The 19,524-nt window shown below is 70.6% G+C and carries 17 protein-coding genes; 16 read left to right on the top strand and 1 reads right to left on the bottom strand.

The genetic code is table 11. From position 1 onward, the window contains the following. Positions 1–45: 45 nt before the first annotated feature. From ACOWU6_RS13230 to ACOWU6_RS13210, 5 genes are all read left to right on the top strand, one after another. On the top strand, positions 46–786 hold the full coding sequence (locus ACOWU6_RS13230) for an amino acid ABC transporter ATP-binding protein (protein ID WP_421075975.1): 741 nt from the start codon (positions 46–48) through the stop codon (positions 784–786). 62 nt (positions 787–848) lie between these two features. After that, positions 849–1,754 carry a glutamate ABC transporter substrate-binding protein gene (locus ACOWU6_RS13225; RefSeq protein WP_271174270.1) on the top strand — a complete coding sequence of 302 codons (906 nt, stop codon included), beginning with the start codon at positions 849–851 and terminating at the stop codon, positions 1,752–1,754. A 67-nt stretch (positions 1,755–1,821) separates the two neighbouring features. Beyond that, the gene (locus ACOWU6_RS13220; RefSeq protein WP_271174271.1) at positions 1,822–2,469 is read left to right on the top strand and encodes an amino acid ABC transporter permease; all 648 of its coding nucleotides are present in this window, start codon (positions 1,822–1,824) and stop codon (positions 2,467–2,469) included. Continuing rightward, positions 2,466–3,389 carry an amino acid ABC transporter permease gene (locus ACOWU6_RS13215; protein ID WP_421075974.1) on the top strand — a complete coding sequence of 308 codons (924 nt, stop codon included), beginning with the start codon at positions 2,466–2,468 and terminating at the stop codon, positions 3,387–3,389. Before ACOWU6_RS13220 ends, ACOWU6_RS13215 begins: the two co-directional genes overlap by 4 nt. 62 nt (positions 3,390–3,451) lie before the next feature. Next, positions 3,452–4,924, top strand: a complete 1,473-nt coding sequence (locus ACOWU6_RS13210) for a hypothetical protein (protein ID WP_421075973.1) — start codon at positions 3,452–3,454, stop codon at positions 4,922–4,924. Positions 4,925–4,968: 44 nt separating this feature from the next. Here the strand turns inward: ACOWU6_RS13210 and ACOWU6_RS13205 are convergent, their stop codons facing one another. After that, positions 4,969–5,379 carry a RidA family protein gene (locus ACOWU6_RS13205; RefSeq protein ID WP_421075972.1) on the bottom strand — a complete coding sequence of 137 codons (411 nt, stop codon included), beginning with the start codon at positions 5,377–5,379 and terminating at the stop codon, positions 4,969–4,971. A 74-nt stretch (positions 5,380–5,453) separates the two neighbouring features. Between ACOWU6_RS13205 and ACOWU6_RS13200 the strand changes: the two genes are divergently transcribed. The 11 genes from ACOWU6_RS13200 to tyrS all read left to right on the top strand — a co-directional run bounded on the left by ACOWU6_RS13200 (position 5,454) and on the right by tyrS (position 19,309). Further along, entirely contained in the window at positions 5,454–5,927 is a 474-nt protein-coding gene (locus ACOWU6_RS13200; protein ID WP_282980039.1) for a winged helix-turn-helix transcriptional regulator, read from the top strand. Further along, a complete protein-coding gene (gene pheS, locus ACOWU6_RS13195) occupies positions 5,920–6,960 on the top strand; it encodes a phenylalanine--tRNA ligase subunit alpha (RefSeq protein ID WP_271174276.1) in 1,041 nt (346 codons plus the stop codon). Before ACOWU6_RS13200 ends, pheS begins: the two co-directional genes overlap by 8 nt. Next, positions 6,960–9,452, top strand: a complete 2,493-nt coding sequence (gene pheT / locus ACOWU6_RS13190) for a phenylalanine--tRNA ligase subunit beta (protein ID WP_421075971.1) — start codon at positions 6,960–6,962, stop codon at positions 9,450–9,452. Before pheS ends, pheT begins: the two co-directional genes overlap by 1 nt. Positions 9,453–10,056: 604 nt before the next feature. Then, positions 10,057–11,103, top strand: coding sequence for an N-acetyl-gamma-glutamyl-phosphate reductase (gene argC, locus ACOWU6_RS13185; RefSeq protein WP_421075970.1), 1,047 nt, complete (start codon positions 10,057–10,059; stop codon positions 11,101–11,103). Continuing rightward, positions 11,100–12,257: a bifunctional glutamate N-acetyltransferase/amino-acid acetyltransferase ArgJ gene (argJ, locus tag ACOWU6_RS13180; protein WP_271174280.1), complete on the top strand. Its 1,158-nt coding sequence runs from the start codon at positions 11,100–11,102 to the stop codon at positions 12,255–12,257. The genes argC and argJ overlap by 4 nt, the downstream gene beginning before the upstream one ends. Then, the gene (argB, locus tag ACOWU6_RS13175; protein ID WP_271174281.1) at positions 12,254–13,159 is read left to right on the top strand and encodes an acetylglutamate kinase; all 906 of its coding nucleotides are present in this window, start codon (positions 12,254–12,256) and stop codon (positions 13,157–13,159) included. Before argJ ends, argB begins: the two co-directional genes overlap by 4 nt. Beyond that, positions 13,156–14,361 carry an acetylornithine transaminase gene (locus ACOWU6_RS13170; protein WP_271174282.1) on the top strand — a complete coding sequence of 402 codons (1,206 nt, stop codon included), beginning with the start codon at positions 13,156–13,158 and terminating at the stop codon, positions 14,359–14,361. The genes argB and ACOWU6_RS13170 overlap by 4 nt, the downstream gene beginning before the upstream one ends. Then, on the top strand, positions 14,358–15,284 hold the full coding sequence (argF, locus tag ACOWU6_RS13165; RefSeq protein WP_271174283.1) for an ornithine carbamoyltransferase: 927 nt from the start codon (positions 14,358–14,360) through the stop codon (positions 15,282–15,284). Before ACOWU6_RS13170 ends, argF begins: the two co-directional genes overlap by 4 nt. Further along, positions 15,260–16,396, top strand: a complete 1,137-nt coding sequence (locus ACOWU6_RS13160) for a heparan-alpha-glucosaminide N-acetyltransferase domain-containing protein (RefSeq protein ID WP_421075969.1) — start codon at positions 15,260–15,262, stop codon at positions 16,394–16,396. The genes argF and ACOWU6_RS13160 overlap by 25 nt, the downstream gene beginning before the upstream one ends. A gap of 148 nt (positions 16,397–16,544) precedes the next feature. Continuing rightward, the gene (gene argH / locus ACOWU6_RS13155; RefSeq protein ID WP_324011906.1) at positions 16,545–17,975 is read left to right on the top strand and encodes an argininosuccinate lyase; all 1,431 of its coding nucleotides are present in this window, start codon (positions 16,545–16,547) and stop codon (positions 17,973–17,975) included. Positions 17,976–18,007: 32 nt separating this feature from the next. Continuing rightward, complete coding sequence (gene tyrS, locus ACOWU6_RS13150; protein ID WP_421075968.1) at positions 18,008–19,309, top strand: tyrosine--tRNA ligase; 1,302 nt, start codon at positions 18,008–18,010, stop codon at positions 19,307–19,309. The last annotated feature ends 215 nt before the right edge of the window (positions 19,310–19,524 follow it).

Below are 19,524 nucleotides of genomic sequence, written 5' to 3'. Positions count from 1 at the left end.
GCGTCGGTGTTCAGCCGATGCTCAGAGTGCGCCTAGGGTGGGCCCATGGCTGAGCCCCTCGTCGTCATCAAGGACGTGCAGAAGCACTACGGAGATTTCCACGCCCTGAAGGACATCGACCTCACCGTCGACAAGGGCGAGGTCGTCGTCGTCATCGGGCCTTCCGGCTCGGGCAAGTCGACGCTGTGCCGCACGATCAACCGCCTCGAGACCATCACGAGCGGCACGATCACGATCGACGGCAAGGAGCTGCCCAAGGAGGGCAAGGCGCTCGCGAATCTCCGCGCCGAGGTCGGCATGGTGTTCCAGTCGTTCAACCTCTTCTCGCACCTCACGATCCTCGAGAACGTGACGCTCGGCCCGATCCGGGTCCGCGGCATGAAGAAGGCCGAAGCCGAGAAGGAGGCCAGGGCGCTGCTCGACCGCGTCGGCGTGGGCCAGCAGGCGTCGAAGCTCCCCGCCCAGCTCTCGGGCGGCCAGCAGCAGCGCGTCGCGATCGCACGCGCTCTCGCGATGCATCCGAAGGTCATGCTCTTCGACGAGCCGACGAGCGCGCTCGACCCCGAGATGATCAACGAGGTGCTCGACGTCATGGTCGGTCTCGCACGCGAGGGCATGACGATGATCGTCGTCACGCACGAGATGGGATTCGCGCGCAAGGCCGCGAATCGCGTCGTGTTCATGGCGGATGGGCAGATCGTCGAGCAGGCGACGCCCGAGGAGTTCTTCACGAATCCCCGGTCGGACCGTGCCAAGGACTTCCTGTCGAAGCTCATCACCCAGTGACGTACCGGGGTCGCGCGGCCACGCGCACGCGACTCGATCTGATCCACGAGAGAGGAAATCACATGCGAAAGTTCCGGAACATCGCGGGCGTCGGCATCGCGGCCGTCGCGCTGCTGGCCCTCGCCGGCTGCAACAGCGGGTCGCCCACGGGTGATGGCGGCACCGGCGGAGACGCGGGTGGCGACGGCGGCGACGAGGCGCTCTGGGAGGTCGCGAGCGACGTCCAGCTCGAGGGCAGCCCGACCTTCGACCGCATGACGGAGGCCGGCGAGGTCGTCATCGGCGTCAAGAACGACCAGCCGGGGCTCGGCTACGAGGACCCGGTGAGCGGCGAGCGCACGGGCTTCGACGTCGACATCGCACGCTGGATCGCCGCGTCGCTCGGCTTCAGCGAGGACCAGATCGACTTCCAGACGATCCCCTCGGCGAACCGCGAGCAGGAGATCATCAACGGCAACATCGACTACTACGTCGGCACCTACTCGATGACCGACGCGCGCGACGAGCTCATCGACTTCGCGGGGCCGTACTTCATCACCGGCCAGGGCCTGCTCGTGGCAGCCGACGACGACTCGATCAACGGACCCGACGACCTCGTCGACAAGGTCACCTGCTCGGTCACGGGCTCGACGCCGCTGCAGCGCATCCGCGAGGAGTACGGCGGCGAGGTCGTCGAGCGCGGCACCTATTCGGAGTGCGTCGAGAACCTGCTCCAGGGCCAGGTCGACGCGATCACGACCGACGAGGCGATCCTCGCGGGCTACGTCCAGGAGCGCCCCGACGAGCTGAAGCTCGCCGGCGAGCCCTTCAGCGAGGAGCGCTACGGCGTCGGCATCGCCGACGGCGACACGGCGCTCCAGGAGCACATCAACACCCTCTTCACCGAGGGCAACGACGTGTGGACCGCCCTGTACGAGCAGTACCTCGAGCCGGCCGGCGTCGTCGCCGAGCAGCCCGAGGTCGACTGATCCCGCGCGGGCCGGGGGCGGCGTCCCCGGCCCGCACCCTCGACGCTGATCGTCTGGAAGGAGAACCGTGGGCGTCATCACCGACAACCTCGACCTGTGGGGCGAGGCGCTGCTCGGCACCCTCAAGCTCTTCTTCGGCGGCGGGCTGCTCGCGCTCGTCCTCGGCATCATCGTCGGGGCCATGCGCGTCTCGCCCGTGCCCATCGCCCGGGCGGTCGGCACGCTGTACGTGAACACGATCCGCAACACGCCGCTCACCCTCGTGTTCTTCGGGTTCTCGTTCGCGCTGCCGCCCCTGCTCGGGGTGCGGATGGACTACACGCTGCTCGGCATCTGCGCCCTCGGGATCTACACGGCGACCTACGTGGCCGAGACCATCCGCTCGGGCATCAACACGGTGCCCGTGGGGCAGGCCGAGGCGGCGCGCGCGATCGGCCTGAGCTTCGGGCAGGTCATGACGCTGGTCGTCATGCCGCAGGCGTTCCGCTCGGTGATCCCGCCCATGATGAGCGTGTTCATCGCGCTCCTCAAGAACACGACGGTGGCCGCCGGCTTCTCCGTGCTCAACCTCGGGTCGCTGCGCGACTGGATGAGCGAGCGCGGCGAGAACCAGCTCGTCGTGATCATCTGGGTGATGGTGGTGTTCGTCGCGCTCGTCATGCTGCTGTCGTGGCTGCAGCGGGCGCTCGAGAAGCGTTGGACGGTGTCGCGATGAGCGGAAGCGTTCTCTACGACGTCCCCGGGCCGCGCGCGATCGTCCGGAACCGGATCATCGGCGCCCTCACGATCGTGCTCGTCGCGGCCGTGATCGGATGGCTCGTGTGGCGGCTCGCGGCGACGGGCCAGTTCACGGCGTCCAAGTGGGAGGCATTCACCTACACCGCGGTGTGGGCGCAGATCGCAGCGGCCACGGGACGGACGCTCGCCGCGTTCGGCCTCGCGGCGGTCGGCGCGCTCATCCTCGGCTTCCTCCTCGCGATCGGCCGCCTGTCGAACCACGCCTGGATCCGCTGGCCCATCGCCACCGTGACTGAGTTCCTGCGCGCGGTCCCCGTGCTCGTCATGATGTTCCTCCTCTACTACGGGCTGCCGGTCGTGGGCATCCGGATGGAGAACTACTGGGTCGTCGTCATCTCGCTCATCGCGTACAACGGCTCCGTGCTCGCGGAGGTCATCCGGGCCGGCGTCCTCGCCCTGCCGAAGGGGCAGAGCGAGGCGGGGTACGCGATCGGACTCGGCAAGTCGGGCGTGATGCGCCTCATCCTGCTGCCGCAGGCGATCCGCGCGATGATGCCGGTGATCATCGCCCAGCTCGTCGTCACCCTCAAGGACACGGCCCTCGGCTTCATCATCACGTACGAGGAGCTGCTGTTCTTCGCGCGCTTCATCGGCTCGCGGGCACCGCTCGACTCGCCGATCGTCCCGGCGACGATCATCGTCGCGGCCATCTACATCGGCCTCTGCCTCATCCTCTCGGGCATCGCGAGGTACACCGAGAAGCGGATGAGCAGCTCGCCCAAGGTCCGCGGCGGCGCGCCCGATCCGCGTCAGCACGAGGACGCGACGGTCACGTCGGTCATCGCGCAGCAGGGCGCTGACCCCTTCGGCGAGGGCACGAGCGGCCGCTCGGCCTGAGCACGGCGCCCGTCGGCCGGCGTCGCATCGGGCACGCGGCCCGCTTCTGGAATACTGGCCGCGTGCCTCTCCCCACATCGCGCTCCGACCGGAGCCCTCTGCGTCGCGTCGCGCTCGGAATCGCGGCCGCCCTCGCGATCGCCCTGCTTCCCGCCGCCGGCTCTGTCGCCGCTCCCGTCGCCGATCCGCGCTCCGCGGCGCTCTCCGCGGCCGCTGAGACGGATGTCGCCGACATCCCGACGCCCGAGGACGGCGACTACCTCGGATCGCCCACGGAAGACGAGGCGGACCCGGGGGAGTACTCCGCGCAGGACGACGCGGTCGACGCGGCGACGCTCGCCGGCTTCAATGCGGGCAACCTCATCAGCGACGCGAAGATGTACACCTCGGGCACGATGTCGGCCGCGCAGATCCAGTCGTTCCTCAACGGCAAGGTGCCGAACTGCCATCCGGACTACACGTGCCTCAAGGAGTTCGCGCAGCGGACGGCGACGAAGCAGGCGAACGCGTACTGCGCCGGGACGTATCAGGGAGCATCGGGCGAGTCGGCGGCGACCATCATCTCCAAGGTCTCCCGCGCGTGCGGCGTGAGCGAGAAGGTGCTCCTCGTCATGCTCCAGAAGGAGCAGGGCCTCGTCACGCACACCTGGCCGAGCGACTGGCGCTACGACATCGCGATGGGCTACGCCTGCCCTGACGGCGCGTCGTGCGACGAGCGGTACTTCGGCTTCCAGAACCAGGTGTACATGGCGGCGTACCAGCTGCAGCGGTACGCCAAGGACCCGTACTTCAACTGGTACCCCGTCGGGAAGACCTCGCAGGTGCGCTGGCACCCGAATGCGAGCTGCGGATCCGGCCCGGTCCAGATCGCCAACAAGGCGACCGCCGCGCTGTACTATTACACGCCTTATCAGCCGAACGCGGCGTCGCTCGCGGCAGGCTACGGAGCCTCGTCCGACCCCTGTGCGTCGTACGGCAACCGGAACTTCTACAACTACTACACCGACTGGTTCGGTCCCACGGGCGGCGGGTCGGGCGGCAAGGCCGACCCGCGCGACAGCGTCGCGGTGTACCGCTTCTGGAGCCAGAAGTTCGACAACGCGCACTTCTACACCGTGAACCGGTCCGAGGCGCAGACGCTCCACCGGACCGATCGGAACTGGACGTACGAGGGCACCGACTTCCGCGTGTGGCCGGTGTCCAACGGGAGCTGCCGCGCCGGAACGGTCGCCGTCCACCGCTTCTGGTCGTCGTCGTTCGCATCGCACTTCTACACGACCAACGCCCAGGAGGCGCAGAAGGTCCGCACCACCGACCGGAACTGGACGTACGAGGGCATCGGGTTCTGCACCGCCGCCTCCGCCAACCGCGACACGGTGCCGGTGCACCGCTTCTGGAGCGCGAAGTTCCGCAAGCACTTCTACACCGCGAATGCCGCGGAGGCGCGGCAGCTGCGCGAGGGCGACCGGAACTGGACCTACGAGGGCGTGGCGATGTACGCGCCGTCGTGGGGCCCGCAGCCGCCCGCGCTCTGAGCGCGACGGAGCACGGCGACCGGATGCGCCGTGCTCCGCGGGGCTCAGTCCAGGATCGCCTCGGCCTCGACCTCGACGAGGACGTCCGGCTCGAACAGGTAGTCCACCCCGATGGCCGACAGCGGCGGCAGCGGCTGCGGGATCCCGAGCTCATCGGCGACCCGCTCGATGCCCTCCATGAATGCCGGATAGGACTCCGGGGTCCACCGCGTCACGAAGAAGCGCAGGCGCACGACGTCACCGAAGGTGGCACCGGCGCCGGCGAGACCTCGCGCGGTGTTGCGGAGGGCATGGGCGAGCTGCCCGGCCAGGTCGCCCGGCGCCACGGCGCGGCCGGCCTCGTCACGCGCGATCTGGCCGGCGACATGGACGAGACGCGACGCGGTGCTCACCGAGACGTGGTGGTAGGGCACGGGCTGGAACATCCCCTCCGGAGTCAGCAGTTCTACAGTCACGACACGATTCCTTTCCGTTCAGGGATCTCCTGTGTACTCACCGCCGAGAAGGCACTTCAACGAGACGAGGTTTCATGCCGGATACCGACCCGCTCCGACTCGCCGAAGAGCACCGCGATCTCCTCGACCAGCTCCTCGACAAGTGGTCGCTGCGGATTCTCGACACGCTCTGCGAGCGACCGCGGCGCTTCAGCGAGCTGCGCCAGGCGATCCCCGCGATCACCCAGAAGTCGCTCACGACGGCCCTGCGCCGCATGGAGCGCAACGGCATGGTCGACCGTGTCGTGCTGAGCACGCGGCCGGTCGCGGTGGAGTACCGCATCAGCGCCCTGGGTCGAACGCTGCAGGACCTCATCGACGCGCTCTACCGCTGGACCACCGCGGCGCTGCCTGCGGTCGAGGCCGCTCGAGCGGCCTTCGACAGCGTGGAGGACGAGGAGCTCGCGGTGCGGATGCGCCGATCGCCGGGCACATCCCGCGCCCTCGCCCGCGCTCTGAGCGCGGCGGAGCACGGCGACCGGCCGACTAGACTCGACTCTCGTGTCTGATGCTCCCGAGATCACGCCCGAAGGGGTCGAAGCAGCCGTCGCGGCCGCGCTCGCCGCGATCGCCGCGGCCCCCGACACCGCGGCCCTGAAAGCCGCCCGCGCCGCGCATGCGGGGGAGGGGTCGCCCCTGGCCGCCTTCAACGCGCAGATGCGCAGCGTGCCGAAGGAGCAGAAGGCCGAGTTCGGCAAGCTCGTCGGGCAGGCACGCGGACGAGTGACGCAGGCCCTGGCCGCGCGCGAGGAGGAGCTCGCGCAGGCCGAGCTGGCCGCCCGGCTCGAGGCCGAGCGGGTCGACATCACCGCCGTCGCGAGCCGCACGCGCACCGGCGCGCGCCATCCGCTCTCGCTCCTGCAGGAGCAGATCGGCGACATCTTCGTCGGCATGGGATGGGAGATCGCGGAGGGACCCGAGCTCGAGCACGAGTGGTTCAACTTCGACGCCCTGAACTTCGACGAGGACCACCCCGCGCGCCAGATGCAGGACACGTTCTTCGTGGACCCGGTCGAGCGCCATCTCGTCATGCGCACGCACACGAGCCCCGTCCAGGTGCGCTCGATGCTCGAGCGCGACCTGCCGGTCTACGTCATCTGCCCCGGCCGCGTGTACCGCACCGACGAGTTCGACGCGACGCATCTGCCTGTCTTCACGCAGTTCGAGGGCCTGGTCGTCGACAAGGGCATCACGATGGCCCACCTCAAGGGCACCCTCGACCACGTCGCACGGCAGCTGTTCGGCGCGGAGGCGAAGACCCGCCTGCGCACCAACTACTTCCCGTTCACCGAGCCGTCGGCCGAGCTCGACCTCTGGCACCCGACCTTCAAGGGCGGCGCGCGCTGGATCGAGTGGGGCGGCTGCGGCATGATCAACCCCAACGTGCTCCGCGCGGCGGGGATCGATCCGGAGGTCTACAGCGGGTTCGCGTTCGGCATGGGCATCGAGCGCACGCTCATGTTCCGCAGCGACGTGAAGGACATGCGCGACATGGCAGAGGGCGATGTGCGCTTCAGCGAGCAGTTCGGGATGGTGGTGTGATGCGCGTCCCGCTTTCGTGGCTGCGTGAGTACGTCGATCTTCCGCAGGAGGCGACCCCCGAGGACGTCCTCGCTGCGCTCGTGCGCGTCGGGTTCGAGGAGGAGGATGTCGTCCGCTTCGACCTGACCGGCCCGATCGTCGTGGGCCGGGTGCTCTCCTTCGAGGAGGAGCCGCAGAAGAACGGCAAGACGATCCGCTGGTGCCAGGTCGACGTCGGAGAGGAGGAGCCGCGCGGCATCGTCTGCGGCGCGAGCAACTTCTTCCCCGGCGACAAGATCGTCGCGACGCTGCCCGGCGCCGTCCTGCCCGGACCCTTCCCGATCGCGGCCCGCAAGACCTACGGTCACCTGTCGGATGGCATGATCGCCTCCGCGCGCGAGCTCGGCCTGGGCGACGAGCACAACGGCATCCTCCGTCTCGTCGAGCTCGGCCTCGACCCGGAGGTCGGCGCCGACGCGATCGCCCTCCTCGGCCTCGATGACGCGGCGGTCGACGTCAACGTCACGCCCGACCGCGGCTACGCGCTGTCGATCCGAGGCATCGCACGCGAGTACGCGCACGCCACCGGCGCGGCGTTCCGCGACCCCGCCGAGCTCGCCGACGTCGCGTCGGGCGAGGGCTTCCCGGTGTCGGTCGTCGACACGCGGCCCATCCGGGGGCGCGTGGGCGCGACGGAGTTCGTCACGCGGGTCGTCCGCGACGTCGACACATCGAAGCCGACGCCGCCGTGGATGATCGCGCGGCTGTCGCTCGCAGGTGTGCGCTCGCTCGGCATCCTCGTGGACATCACCAACTACGTCATGCTCGAGCTCGGCAACCCGATCCACGGCTACGACCTCGACAAGCTCACGGGCGGCATCACGGTCCGCCGAGCGGAGCCGGGCGAGAAGCTCGAGACGCTCGACGGCCAGGTGCGCACGCTCGACCCGGAGGACCTCCTCATCGCCGATGAGTCGGGCCCGATCGGCCTCGCCGGCGTGATGGGCGGCGCGACGACCGAGATGGGCGACGACACCAGGAACGTCCTCATCGAGGCCGCGACGTTCGACGCGGTCTCGATCGCGCGCACGGCGCGCCGGCACAAGCTGTCGAGCGATGCGTCGCGTCGGTTCGAGCGCGGGGTCGACCCGGCCATCCCGTACGCGGCGGCGCAGCGCGCGGTCGACCTCATGGTCGAGCTCGCAGGCGGGACGGCGGACGAGCTGGGCAGCGCGCTGTACGCCGAGCAGGTGTCCGAGGGGATCGAGCTCCCCGCGGCCTTCGTGCCCGGCATCGTGGGCGTCGACTACACGGACGACGAGATCGTGGGCGCCCTCGAGATGATCGGCGCCCAGGTGGCCGCCGTCGATGGCGGATGGCAGGTCATCCCGCCGTCCTGGCGTCCGGATCTCACCGACAAGTGGACGCTCGCGGAGGAGGTCGCGCGCATCCACGGGCTCGACCGCATCCCGTCGATCCTCCCGACTCCGCCGTCGGGACGCGGCTACACGCCCCTGCAGCAGGGGCGCCGCCGCGTCGCGAACGCGCTCGCGGCCGCGGGCTTCGTGGAGACCCCCGCCTTCCCGTTCACGACGCAGGAGCAGAACGACCTGCACGGGTCGGCGTCGGGAGAGCGCCTGCCGAGCGTCCGGCTCGCGAACGCGCTCGACGGCCAGGCCCCGTACCTGCGCCGATCGCTCATCCCGGGCCTGCTGCAGACCGCGCACCGGAACCTCGCGCGCGGTCTGACCGATCTGGCGCTCTTCGAGGTCGGCACCGTCTTCCTCCCCGAGCCCGGCATGACCTACGGGACCGACACCATCCCGCCGCTCGCCGTGCGACCGGACGCGACCACGCTCGCCGCGATCGACGCCTCCATCCCGGAGCAGCCGCGCCGGATCGCGTTCCTGCTCGCGGGCAGCATCGCGCCGAAGCAGCCCGGTCGCGCGGCCGAGGCCGCCGGACTCGAGGTCGCCCTCGACGCGGTCCGGCTGATCGCCGCGGCCGCGGGCGTCGAGATCGACGTCGTCCAGGGCGAGCGCGCGGCGCTGCACCCGGGCCGCACCGGCCTGCTCTCCGTGCTCGGCGACGTCGTGGGGTACGTGGGCGAGCTGCTCCCGCAGGTCGCCGACGAGGCCGACCTCGTCGGGCGGGTCACCGTCGGCGAGATCGACCTCGACGCCGTGCTCGATCGCGCGGGCGATCGCGTCGTCGCCGAGTCGCTGTCGACGTTCCCCGCCGCGACGCAGGACGTCTCGCTCATCGTCCCGGCCGATCTGCCGGCGGCCTCGCTCCGCGCCGCGCTCGCCGAGGGGGCCGGCTCCCTGCTCGAGTCGCTGCGCCTCGTGGACGACTACCGCGGTCAGGGTGTTCCCGAGGGGTCGAAGAGCCTCACGTTCGCGCTGCGCTTCCGCGCACCGGACCGCACGCTCACCGCCGCCGAGGCATCCGACGCGAAGCTCGCCGGAGTGGCCGTCGCGAGCGAGCGCTTCGGCGCGCAGCTGCGCGACTGAGACGGCGCGTGCACGGCGAGACCCCGCTCCTGGCGGGGTCTCGCCGCATCCGAGATGCCGCGGCGCGCCGATGCTGCGATCTGCACGCGGGCGCGGATGGCCCGGGTCGCGAGACGCGCGCGTGCGCGTGCGCGGGGCCTCACGAGCCGGTCGGGCGATTCGGCGTTCATCGCCAGACCAGCCGCGGAACGCGGCGAACGCCCGGCCGGTTGCCTCAGAACGAGGCGGATGTCGGACGAGGTTCCCGCAGAACGGGGCGAACTCTGCCCCGATCGCCGCGAAACGCGGCAAGGATCGCGTCGTTCGCGGCCGGGGACTGGCCGTTCGACCCCGCGTGGCGCGACTGGCGCCCCGATCCCTCATGGACGACGCCCACGCTCGCCGACCTGCCTGACTGACGAGCCGACCATCCGCTCCGTGGTACTGTCGTCGGCATGACCTCGCCCGCGACCTCGCGCACGCTCGCTCCGAGCGCGCTCGTCGCGCCCCGACGTCGCAGCGGCCGCCGAATCTAGGCGACACCGCGAGACACTGCGCCTGCGCGCGGTCCGTCGGCCGGTGTCGCCGTCTCCGGCCCCCGCCCACGGACAATAAGGTAGAAGTCATGTCGTATTCGGTCGCCGTCTCCGGCGCTTCGGGCTACGCCGGCGGAGAGCTCCTCCGTCTGCTCGCCGAACATCCGGACGTCGAGATCCGCACGGTCACCGCGCACTCGAACGCCGGCCAGCCGCTCATCCAGCATCAGCCGCACCTCCGCTCGCTCGCGCACCTCACCCTGCAGGACACGACGCCGGAGATCCTCGCCGGTCACGATGTCGTCTTCCTCGCGCTCCCGCACGGCCAATCCGGCCAGTACACCGACGCGCTCGGCGACGCCGCGCTCGTCATCGACTGCGGCGCCGATCACCGTCTCGTCGACGAGGGGGACTGGGACGCGTTCTACGGCGGTGCCTTCCACGAGCCCTGGGCGTACGGCGTCCCCGAGCTTCCGGTCGGCGGCGCGAAGCAGCGCGAGCGTCTCGTCGGGGCCACTCGGATCGCGGCGCCCGGGTGCAACGCGTCGACCGTGAGTCTCAGCCTCGCGCCCGGCGTCGCCGCGGGCGTCATCGACCCGTCCGACATCGTGAGCGTCCTGGCGGTCGGCCCCTCGGGCGCGGGCAAGAGCCTCAAGACGCATCTTCTCGGCGCTGAGCTCCTCGGAACGGCGAACCCGTACGCGGTGGGGGGAACGCACCGCCACATCCCCGAGATCCGGCAGGCGCTCCGTGCCGCGGGCGCGACCGGCGACATCCGCATCTCCTTCACCCCCGTGATCGTGCCGATGGCCCGCGGCATCCTCGCGACCTCGACGGCGCGCATCGCGGACGGCGCGACCGACGCGCAGATCCGCGACGCGTGGGAGCAGGCGTACGCGGGCGAGACCTTCATGCAGCTCCTGCCCGAGGGACAGGTGCCGCGCACGGCCGACGTCCTCGGCGCGAACACGGCCCTCATCGGCCTCGCGATCGACCGCGCGGCCGGCCGGGTCGTCGTCGTGACCGCCGTCGACAACCTCGCAAAGGGGACGGCGGGCGCCGCGATCCAGTCCATGAACATCGCGCTCGGCCTGCCGGAGGGCCGCGCTCTCACCGTGAACGGAGTGGCGCCGTGAGCGTGACCGCACCCGCAGGATTCGAGGCGGCCGGAGTCGCCGCAGGGCTCAAGTCGACAGGCAAGCCCGACGTCGCGGTCGTCGTCAACCGCGGGCCGCTCAAGGCCGGCGCCGCCGTGTTCACCTCGAACCGGGCGAAGGCGAACCCGATCCTGTGGTCGCAGGAGGCGATCAAGGGCGGCGTGATCGAGGCGGTCGTGCTGAACTCGGGCGGCGCCAACTGCTTCACGGGCGCGTTCGGCTTCCAGACGACGCACCAGACCGCGGAGCGCGCGGCGGAGCTCCTCGGCGTCGGAGCCGTCGGCATCCAGGTCTGCTCGACCGGCCTCATCGGCACGGGCGACGACGTGTTCCGCGCGAAGGTGCTCGACGGCACCGCGAAGGCGATCGCCTCCCTCAGCGTCGGCGGCGGAGACGACGCGGCACGCGCGATCATGACGACCGACACGGTTCCCAAGACCGCGGTGCATCGCGGCGGCGGATGGTCGATCGGAGGGATGGCGAAGGGCGCGGGGATGCTCGCTCCCGGGCTCGCGACGATGCTCGTCGTGCTCACGACCGACGCCGTGCTCGACGCGGCGGCCGCCGACGCGCACCTCCGCTCCGCAACGAACGTCAGCTTCGACCGGCTCGACTCCGACGGATGCATGTCGACGAACGACCAGGTTACGCTCCTCGTGAGCGGGGCCTCGGGCGTGACCCCCGACCCGGAGGAGTTCGCGAGCGCGCTCGCCGCGGTCTGCTCCGACCTCGCGCGGCAGCTGCAGGCCGACGCCGAGGGCGCCAGCCATGCGATCGCGATCGAGGTCGTCGGGGCCGCGAGCGAGCAGGACGCGGTCGAGGTGGGCCGCTCGGTCGCGCGCAACAACCTCTTCAAGGCCGCCATCTTCGGCAACGACCCGAACTGGGGCCGCGTGCTGGCGGCGATCGGCACGACCTCCGCGGAGTTCGATCCCTACCAGGTCGACGTCTCGATGAACGGCGTCCGCGTGTGCAGCGCGGGCGGCCCGGACCGCCCCCGCGAGGAGGTCGATCTCGCACCGCGCGACACGCACGTGCTCATCGACCTGCACGCGGGAGAGGCGACCGCGACCATCCTCACGAACGACCTCACGCACGACTACGTCCACGAGAACAGCGCGTACTCCTCATGACACCGATCGACCTGCAGGACACCAGCCCCGAGGAAGCCGAGTTCAAGGCGGCCACCCTCATCGAGTCGCTTCCGTGGCTCAAGGAGTACCGCGATCAGATCGTCGTCGTGAAGTACGGCGGCAATGCGATGATCTCGGAGGAGCTCCAGGACGCGTTCGCGGCCGACATCGCGTATCTCCGCTACGTGGGCATCAAGCCCGTCGTCGTGCACGGCGGCGGGCCGCAGATCTCGAGCATGCTCGACCGCCTCGCGATCCCGAGCGAGTTCAAGGGCGGCTACCGCGTCACGAGCACCGAGGCGATCTCGGTCGTCCGGATGGTGCTCACCGGCCAGATCAACCCCCAGCTCGTCGCCAAGATCAACTCGCACGGCCCGTTCGCGGTGGGCGTCTCGGGCGAGGACGCCGGGCTCTTCGGCGGCCGGCGCCGCGGCGTCGTCATCGACGGGGTCGAGGAGAGCCTCGGCCGGGTGGGCGACGTCGTCCGCGTCGACCCGACTCCCGTGATCGACCAGCTCGAGGCCGACCGCATCCCGGTCGTCGCGGGTGTCGCGCCCGACCTCGACCACCCCGGTCACACGCTCAACATCAACGCGGATGCCGCGGCATCCGCGCTCGCGGTGGCGCTCGGCGCGCGGAAGCTCGTGGTCCTCACCGATGTGCCCGGCTTGTACGCCGACTGGCCGAACCGCGACTCGCTCGTGTCGCACATCAAGGCCGACGAGCTGCGCGAGATGCTGCCGAAGCTCGAGTCGGGCATGATCCCGAAGATGCAGGCATGCCTCGACGCGGTCGACGGCGGCGTGCCGACGGCCGCCATCATCGACGGGCGCGTGCCGCACTCGGTGCTCGTCGAGCTCTTCACCAGCAAGGGAATCGGAACGGAGGTGGTGGTCGGATGAGCACCTGGCAGGACGACGCATCGCGGGATCTCATGAGCCTGGGCGGGCGCCTCGCGCTCCTCACCCGGGGCGAGGGCTCGCATGTCTGGGACGCGGACGACCGCCGCTACCTCGACTTCCTGGGCGGGATCGCCGTCAACTGCCTCGGCCACGCGCACCCCGTGTTCGTGGAGGCCGTGTCGAAGCAGGCGGCGACGCTCGCGCACATCTCGAACTACTTCGCGAGCCCCGCGCAGCTCGAGCTCGCCGCCCGCCTGAAGCGTCTGGCCGGCACCGGCGACGACGGACGGGTGTTCCTCTCGAACTCGGGCACCGAGGCGAACGAGATGGCGATCAAGCTCGCCCGCCTGCACGGCGGGAAGACCGGCAAGTCGACCATCCTCGTGCTCAACGGCGCGTTCCACGGCCGCACCATGGGCGCGCTCTCGATCACCCCCAAGGCCGCCTACCGCGATCCGTTCGAGCCCGTCCTGCCGGGCGTGCGCTCGATCGACGCCACGCTCGAGGCGCTCGAGGCGGCTTTCGATGACTCGATCGCGGCGCTCTTCGTCGAGCCGATCCAGGGCGAGGCCGGCGTCGTCCCGATGCCCGACGGCTTCCTCGCGAGGGCTCGCGAGCTCGCGACCGAGCGCGGCGCGCTCCTCGTCCTCGACGAGGTGCAGACCGGCTCGGGCCGCACGGGGGAGTGGTTCGCCTTCCAGCGCGAGGGGATCGTCCCCGATGCCGTGACGCTCGCGAAGAGCATCGGCGCGGGATTCCCCCTCGGCGCCCTCATCACGTTCGGCGCAGCGAGCGACCTGTTCTATCCCGGCACCCACAACTCGACGTTCGGCGGCAACCCGCTCGCCAGCGCGGTCGCGAATGCCGTGCTCGGCTACATCGAGAGCGAAGGGCTGCTCGAGAACGTGACCGCGCGCGGCGCTCAGCTGCGCACGGCCGTCGCCGAGCTCCCGCTCGTCTCGGGCACGCGCGGCGAGGGCCTCCTCATCGGCATCACGCTGACCGCGCCGGTTGCGGCGGAGGTGCGCGCGGCCGCCCACGAGCGCGGCCTCATCGTGAACGCCCCCGATGCGGACGTCATCCGCATCGCACCCGCCTACACGATCGGCGATGCGGAGATCGAGGAGTTCCTCACCCTGTTCGGCGAGGCTCTCTCGGCCGTCGCCGCGACCATCCCGACCCCGACGGAGACCCACGCATGACTCGCCACTTCCTGCGCGACGACGACATCACGCCGGCCGAGCAGGCCGAGATCCTCGAGCTCGCGGCCGAGCTCAAGAAGGACCGCTGGGCCGACAAGTCCCTGGCCGGCCCGAAGACCGTGGCGGTCATCTTCGACAAGTCGTCGACTCGCACGCGCGTCTCGTTCGCCGTCGGCATCGCCGACCTCGGCGGCACGCCGCTCATCATCTCGACCGCGAACAGCCAGCTCGGGGGCAAGGAGACGCCCGCCGACACGGCGCGCGTGCTGGAGCGCCAGGTCGCCGCGATCGTGTGGCGCACGTACGCGCAGCAGGGCCTCGAGGAGATGGCGAAGGGCACGCGGGTGCCCGTCGTCAACGCTCTCAGCGACGACTTCCATCCGTGCCAGCTGCTGGCCGACCTGCTCACCGTGCGCGAGCACAAGGGCGAGCTGCGCGGGCTCACGCTGTCGTTCTTCGGAGACGGCCGCAGCAACATGGCGCACTCGTACGCGCTCGCGGGCGTGATGGCCGGCATGCACGTGCGGATCGCATCGCCCATCGACTACGCGCCCCGCGAGGACATCGTGATGGACGCCGACCGCATCGGCATCGAGACCGGCGGCTCGCTCACCCTCTTCACCGATCCGCTCGAGGCGGCCGCCGGTGCCGACGTCGTGGTGACGGACACCTGGGTCTCGATGGGCAAGGAGGAGGAGAAGCTCGCCCGCCTGCGCGACCTCGGCGCGTACAAGGTGACGCCCGAGCTCATGGGGCTCGCCGACGACAAGGCGATCTTCATCCACTGCCTCCCCGCCGATCGCGGCTACGAGGTCGACGCGGAGGTCATCGACGGCCCGCAGAGCGTCATCTGGGACGAGGCGGAGAACCGCCTGCACGCGCAGAAGGCCCTCCTCGTTTGGCTGCTGCGCCAGGCGGACTGACCGGCTGGATCCGGACCCGTCTGGCTCGGCTGGACGGGTCCGGCCGCGCGCCCGGCATCGACCTCGCGCGCGGCCTCGCGGTGATCGGCATGTTCGCCGCCCACCTGCTCGACACGTCGTCCTTCGCCTGGGGTGACCCCGCGACCTGGATCGACGTCGTCAACGGCCGCTCGTCCATCCTCTTCGCGACGCTCGCCGGCGTCTCGCTCGCGCTCGTCACGGGCGGGTCGACCCCGGTCGACGGCGAGCGGATGGCGGTCGCGCGCGGCCGGATCGTCGTGCGGGCGATCGCGATCTGGGTGATCGGCCTGCTCCTGGTCGCACTCGACACGCCCGTGCTCGTGATCCTGCCGGCATACGGCATCCTGTTCCTCCTCGCGCTCCCGGTGCTGCGGATGCGCCCCGCGATGCTGCTCGCGATCGCCGCCGCGGTCGCGCTGATCGCGCCGTTCGCGGTGTGGACGATCGACGGATGGGCAGGGTGGGAATCGCCCTCCGGCGAGCTCATCGCGCAGCTGACCGGATGGCACTATCCGTTCGCGCTGTGGTTCGCCTTCGTCGCGGCGGGGCTCGCCATCGGACGCCTCCGCCTCGGTCGGCCGCGGACGGCGTTCGCGCTCGTCCTCGGCGGCGCGGCCGCGGCCGTCATCGGGTACGGGGTGCTGGGCCGCTGGAGGTCGCTCGCCGAACCCGAGAGCGTGTGGGCGCACGTGCTCGATGACGCGGCGCACTCGAGCGGAGTCGCCGAGGCGGTCGGCTCCGGCGGGTTCGCCGTGGCGGTCATCGGCGTATGCCTCCTCGTGTGTAGGACACCGCTCCGCTGGCTCGCGTGGCCCCTGCGGGCGATGGGCTCGATGCCGCTCACGGCATACGCGGCGCAGCTCGTCGCGTGGGCGCTGCTGCAGCCCGAGCCCACCGTCCTGCAGTTCGGGTCGGATCTCGTGGCGTTCCGCGCGACCGAGCCGTTCTGGCCCCTGACCGTCGCGACGATCGTCGGCTGCAGCCTGTGGTCGCTGCTCGTCGGGCGCGGCCCGCTCGAGGCCGGCATCGCCTGGCTCGCCCGCACGATCGTGCCCTCGTCTCGTCGAGGTGTCTCACTACCGGCTGGATAGGTACGGGCTTTCCCGCGGCGAGCGAGACATGGTGCCCTCGTCCCGTCGCGGTGTCTCACTCGCGGTGGGATAGCGACGGGCTTTCCCGCGGTGGGCGAGACATGGACGGTGGTCGGAGCGGGTCCTGGCGCTTCAGTACGCTGGACGGGTGAGCACAGGCGAGACGCGTGGGACGAACGAGGGAGCCCTCTGGGGCGGACGCTTCGCAGGGGGGCCGAGCCCCGAGCTGCAGGCGCTGAGCCGATCGACGCACTTCGACTGGCAGCTCGCGCTCTACGACATCCGCGGCTCGCACGCGCACGCAGCGGCCCTCGAGGCCGCCGGCTACCTCACCGCCGACGAGGCGGCGCGCATGCACGCCGGGCTCGACGCGCTCGCCGAGGGCGTGCGAAGTGGTCGTCTGCGTCCGCGCGATGCGGATGAGGATGTGCACGGCGCCCTCGAGACGGCGCTCCTCGAGGAGGTGGGCGCCGAGCTCGGCGGCCGACTGCGCGCAGGCCGGAGCCGCAACGACCAGATCGCGACGCTCATCCGCCTGTTCCTCATCGATCACGCGGGTGTGATCGCGCGCGAGCTCGTCCAGCTCATCGACGCGCTCGTGGCGCAGGCCGACGCACACCCGTCGGCCATCCTGCCGGGCCGCACGCACCTCCAGCACGCCCAGCCCGTGCTCCTCGCGCATCACCTCCAGGCACACGGATGGCCGCTCGTGCGCGACCTCGAGCGGCTCCGCGACTGGCGCGCCCGCGCGGGCGTGTCGCCGTACGGGGGAGGGGCGCTCGCCGGGTCGACCCTCGGTCTCGATCCCGCGCTCGTCGCCCGCGAACTCGGCCTCGATCGGCCGGCCGAGAACTCCATGGACGGCACGGCCGCGCGCGACGTCGTCGCCGAGTTCGCCTACATCGCGGCGCAGATCGGCATCGACCTGTCGCGCATGGCCGAGGAGATCATCCTCTGGAACACCCGCGAGTTCGGCTTCGTGACGCTCGACGATGGGTACTCGACGGGCTCGAGCATCATGCCGCAGAAGAAGAACCCCGACATCGCCGAGCTCGCGCGCGGCAAGTCGGGACGCCTGATCGGCAACCTCTCCGGCCTGCTCGCGACGCTCAAGGCGCTGCCCCTCGCGTACAACCGCGATCTGCAGGAGGACAAGGAGCCGGTGTTCGACTCCGTCGCGACTCTCGAGGTGCTTCTTCCCGCCTTCACAGGGATGGTCGCCACACTGCGCTTCGACACCGAGCGGATGGCCTCGCTCGCGCCGCAGGGATTCTCGCTCGCGACGGATGTCGCGGAGTGGCTCGTCACGCAGCGGGTCCCGTTCCGCGACGCCCACGAGATCTCCGGTGCGCTCGTCCGCGCCTGCGAGGAGCGGGGGATCGGCCTGGAGGACGCGACGGACGAGCTCCTCGCCGAGGTGTCCGAGCACCTCACGCCCGCCGTGCGGGAGGTGCTGTCGATCGAGGGATCGGTTGCATCGCGCGCCGGTGTCGGCGGCACCGCTCCCGAGCGGGTGGCCGAGCAGCGCGCGGAGCTCGTCGCACGGACGCAGGCCGTCGCGCACGCGCTCGGCTTGTGAGGACAGGTCCCGCGTCCGTTTAGGCTGGACGCGTGACCGCAGTGACCACTGTCGCCGTGCAGGCGAACGACCCGACGTTCGAGAACGTCTTCGACGAGCTGGTGTGGCGTGGCCTCGTCCACGTGTCGACTGATCAGGATGCTCTGCGCGAGCTCCTCGGCGGCGACCCGATCGTTTACTACTGCGGATTCGACCCCACCGCCCCGAGCCTGCACCTGGGCAACCTCGTGCAGCTGCTCACCATGCGGCGGCTGCAGCTTGCCGGGCATCGTCCGCTCGGGCTCGTCGGCGGAGCAACGGGCCTCATCGGCGACCCGAAGCCGACCGCGGAACGCACTCTCAACGACAGCGCAACGGTCGCCGGGTGGGTCTCGCGCCTGCGTGCGCAGGTCGAGCGCTTCCTGAGCTTCGACGGCGAGAACGCCGCGCGGATCGTCAACAACCTCGACTGGACCGCTCCGATGAGCGCGATCGACTTCCTTCGCGACATCGGCAAGCACTTCCGGGTCGGCACCATGCTCAAGAAGGACTCGGTGAGCGCGCGCCTGAACTCGGAATCCGGCATCAGCTACACGGAGTTCAGCTACCAGATCCTCCAGGGGATGGACTTCCTGCAGCTGTACCGCGAGTACGGGTGTGTGCTGCAGACGGGCGGATCCGACCAGTGGGGCAACCTCACGAGCGGCACCGACCTCGTCCACCGCGTCGAGGGCACGTCCGTGCATGCCATCGGCACACCGCTCATCACCGATGCCGACGGCAAGAAGTTCGGCAAGAGCGAGGGCAACGCGATCTGGCTCGATGCCGAGATGTGCAGCCCGTACGCGATGTACCAGTTCTGGCTCAACGCCGACGACTCGATCGTCGTGAAGCTGCTGAAGGTCTTCACATTCCTCACGCGGGCCGAGATCGAGGAGTACGCAGCTCTCGTGGAGAGCGAGCCGTTCCGCCGTGCGGCGCAGAAGAGGCTGGCGCTCGAGGTGACGACCGCCGTGCACGGGGCAGAGGCGACCGCTGCGGCTATCGACGCGTCGGAGGCTCTGTTCGGAAAGGGAGATCTCGGTGCTCTCGACGCGGGCACCCTCGCCTCCGCGCTCCGTGAACTGCCCCATGCGACGCTCGCGGCAGGCACGCCCGTCACCCAGGCGCTCGTGGAGACAGGGCTCGTGTCATCGGTATCGGAGGCGCGTCGCGCGATCTCCCAGGGCGGCGTATCCGTGGACGGCGCGAAGGTCGACTCCGAAGAGGCGACGGTGAACGGCGCGCTCCCGGGCGGCGTCTCGGTGCTGCGGCGCGGCAAGAAGGCGCTCGCCGGCGTCTTCATCGACGCCTGACATCCAGCGTTCCGCCGAAGGGCGCGTCTCCGTGAGGAGGCGCGCCCTTCGGCGGAACAGGGACCGGCTGGCCGTGCTTCCGGGTTGCGACACGCCCGGGTGGTGGGTGGGTTTGCTGGGGGTGGGGGTTCGGCGTAATGTATTCCCTTGTCGCCGCCAAGCGGTGAGGTTGAGCCGGAAGGTTCCCCGCCCCAGGTCTGCGACGTACAACACAA

Source organism: Microbacterium sp. SA156, from assembly GCF_049065455.1.
Taxonomy (GTDB): Bacteria; Actinomycetota; Actinomycetes; order Actinomycetales; family Microbacteriaceae; genus Microbacterium; species Microbacterium barkeri.
The sequence above is the reverse complement of the archived record's forward strand: the minus strand, read 5'-3'. Positions and strand labels throughout refer to the sequence as shown.

What these genes read in the sequence shown, in the direction of transcription:
- ACOWU6_RS13230 (WP_421075975.1), top strand. Translation starts at nt 46, where the DNA reads ATGGCTGAGCCCCTCGTCGTCATCAAGGACGTGCAGAAGCACTACGGA.
- ACOWU6_RS13225 (WP_271174270.1), top strand. Translation starts at nt 849, where the DNA reads ATGCGAAAGTTCCGGAACATCGCGGGCGTCGGCATCGCGGCCGTCGCG.
- ACOWU6_RS13215 (WP_421075974.1), top strand. Translation starts at nt 2,466, where the DNA reads ATGAGCGGAAGCGTTCTCTACGACGTCCCCGGGCCGCGCGCGATCGTC.
- ACOWU6_RS13200 (WP_282980039.1), top strand. Translation starts at nt 5,454, where the DNA reads ATGCCGGATACCGACCCGCTCCGACTCGCCGAAGAGCACCGCGATCTC.
- pheT (WP_421075971.1), top strand. Translation starts at nt 6,960, where the DNA reads ATGCGCGTCCCGCTTTCGTGGCTGCGTGAGTACGTCGATCTTCCGCAG.
- argC (WP_421075970.1), top strand. Translation starts at nt 10,057, where the DNA reads ATGTCGTATTCGGTCGCCGTCTCCGGCGCTTCGGGCTACGCCGGCGGA.
- argB (WP_271174281.1), top strand. Translation starts at nt 12,254, where the DNA reads ATGACACCGATCGACCTGCAGGACACCAGCCCCGAGGAAGCCGAGTTC.
- ACOWU6_RS13170 (WP_271174282.1), top strand. Translation starts at nt 13,156, where the DNA reads ATGAGCACCTGGCAGGACGACGCATCGCGGGATCTCATGAGCCTGGGC.
- argF (WP_271174283.1), top strand. Translation starts at nt 14,358, where the DNA reads ATGACTCGCCACTTCCTGCGCGACGACGACATCACGCCGGCCGAGCAG.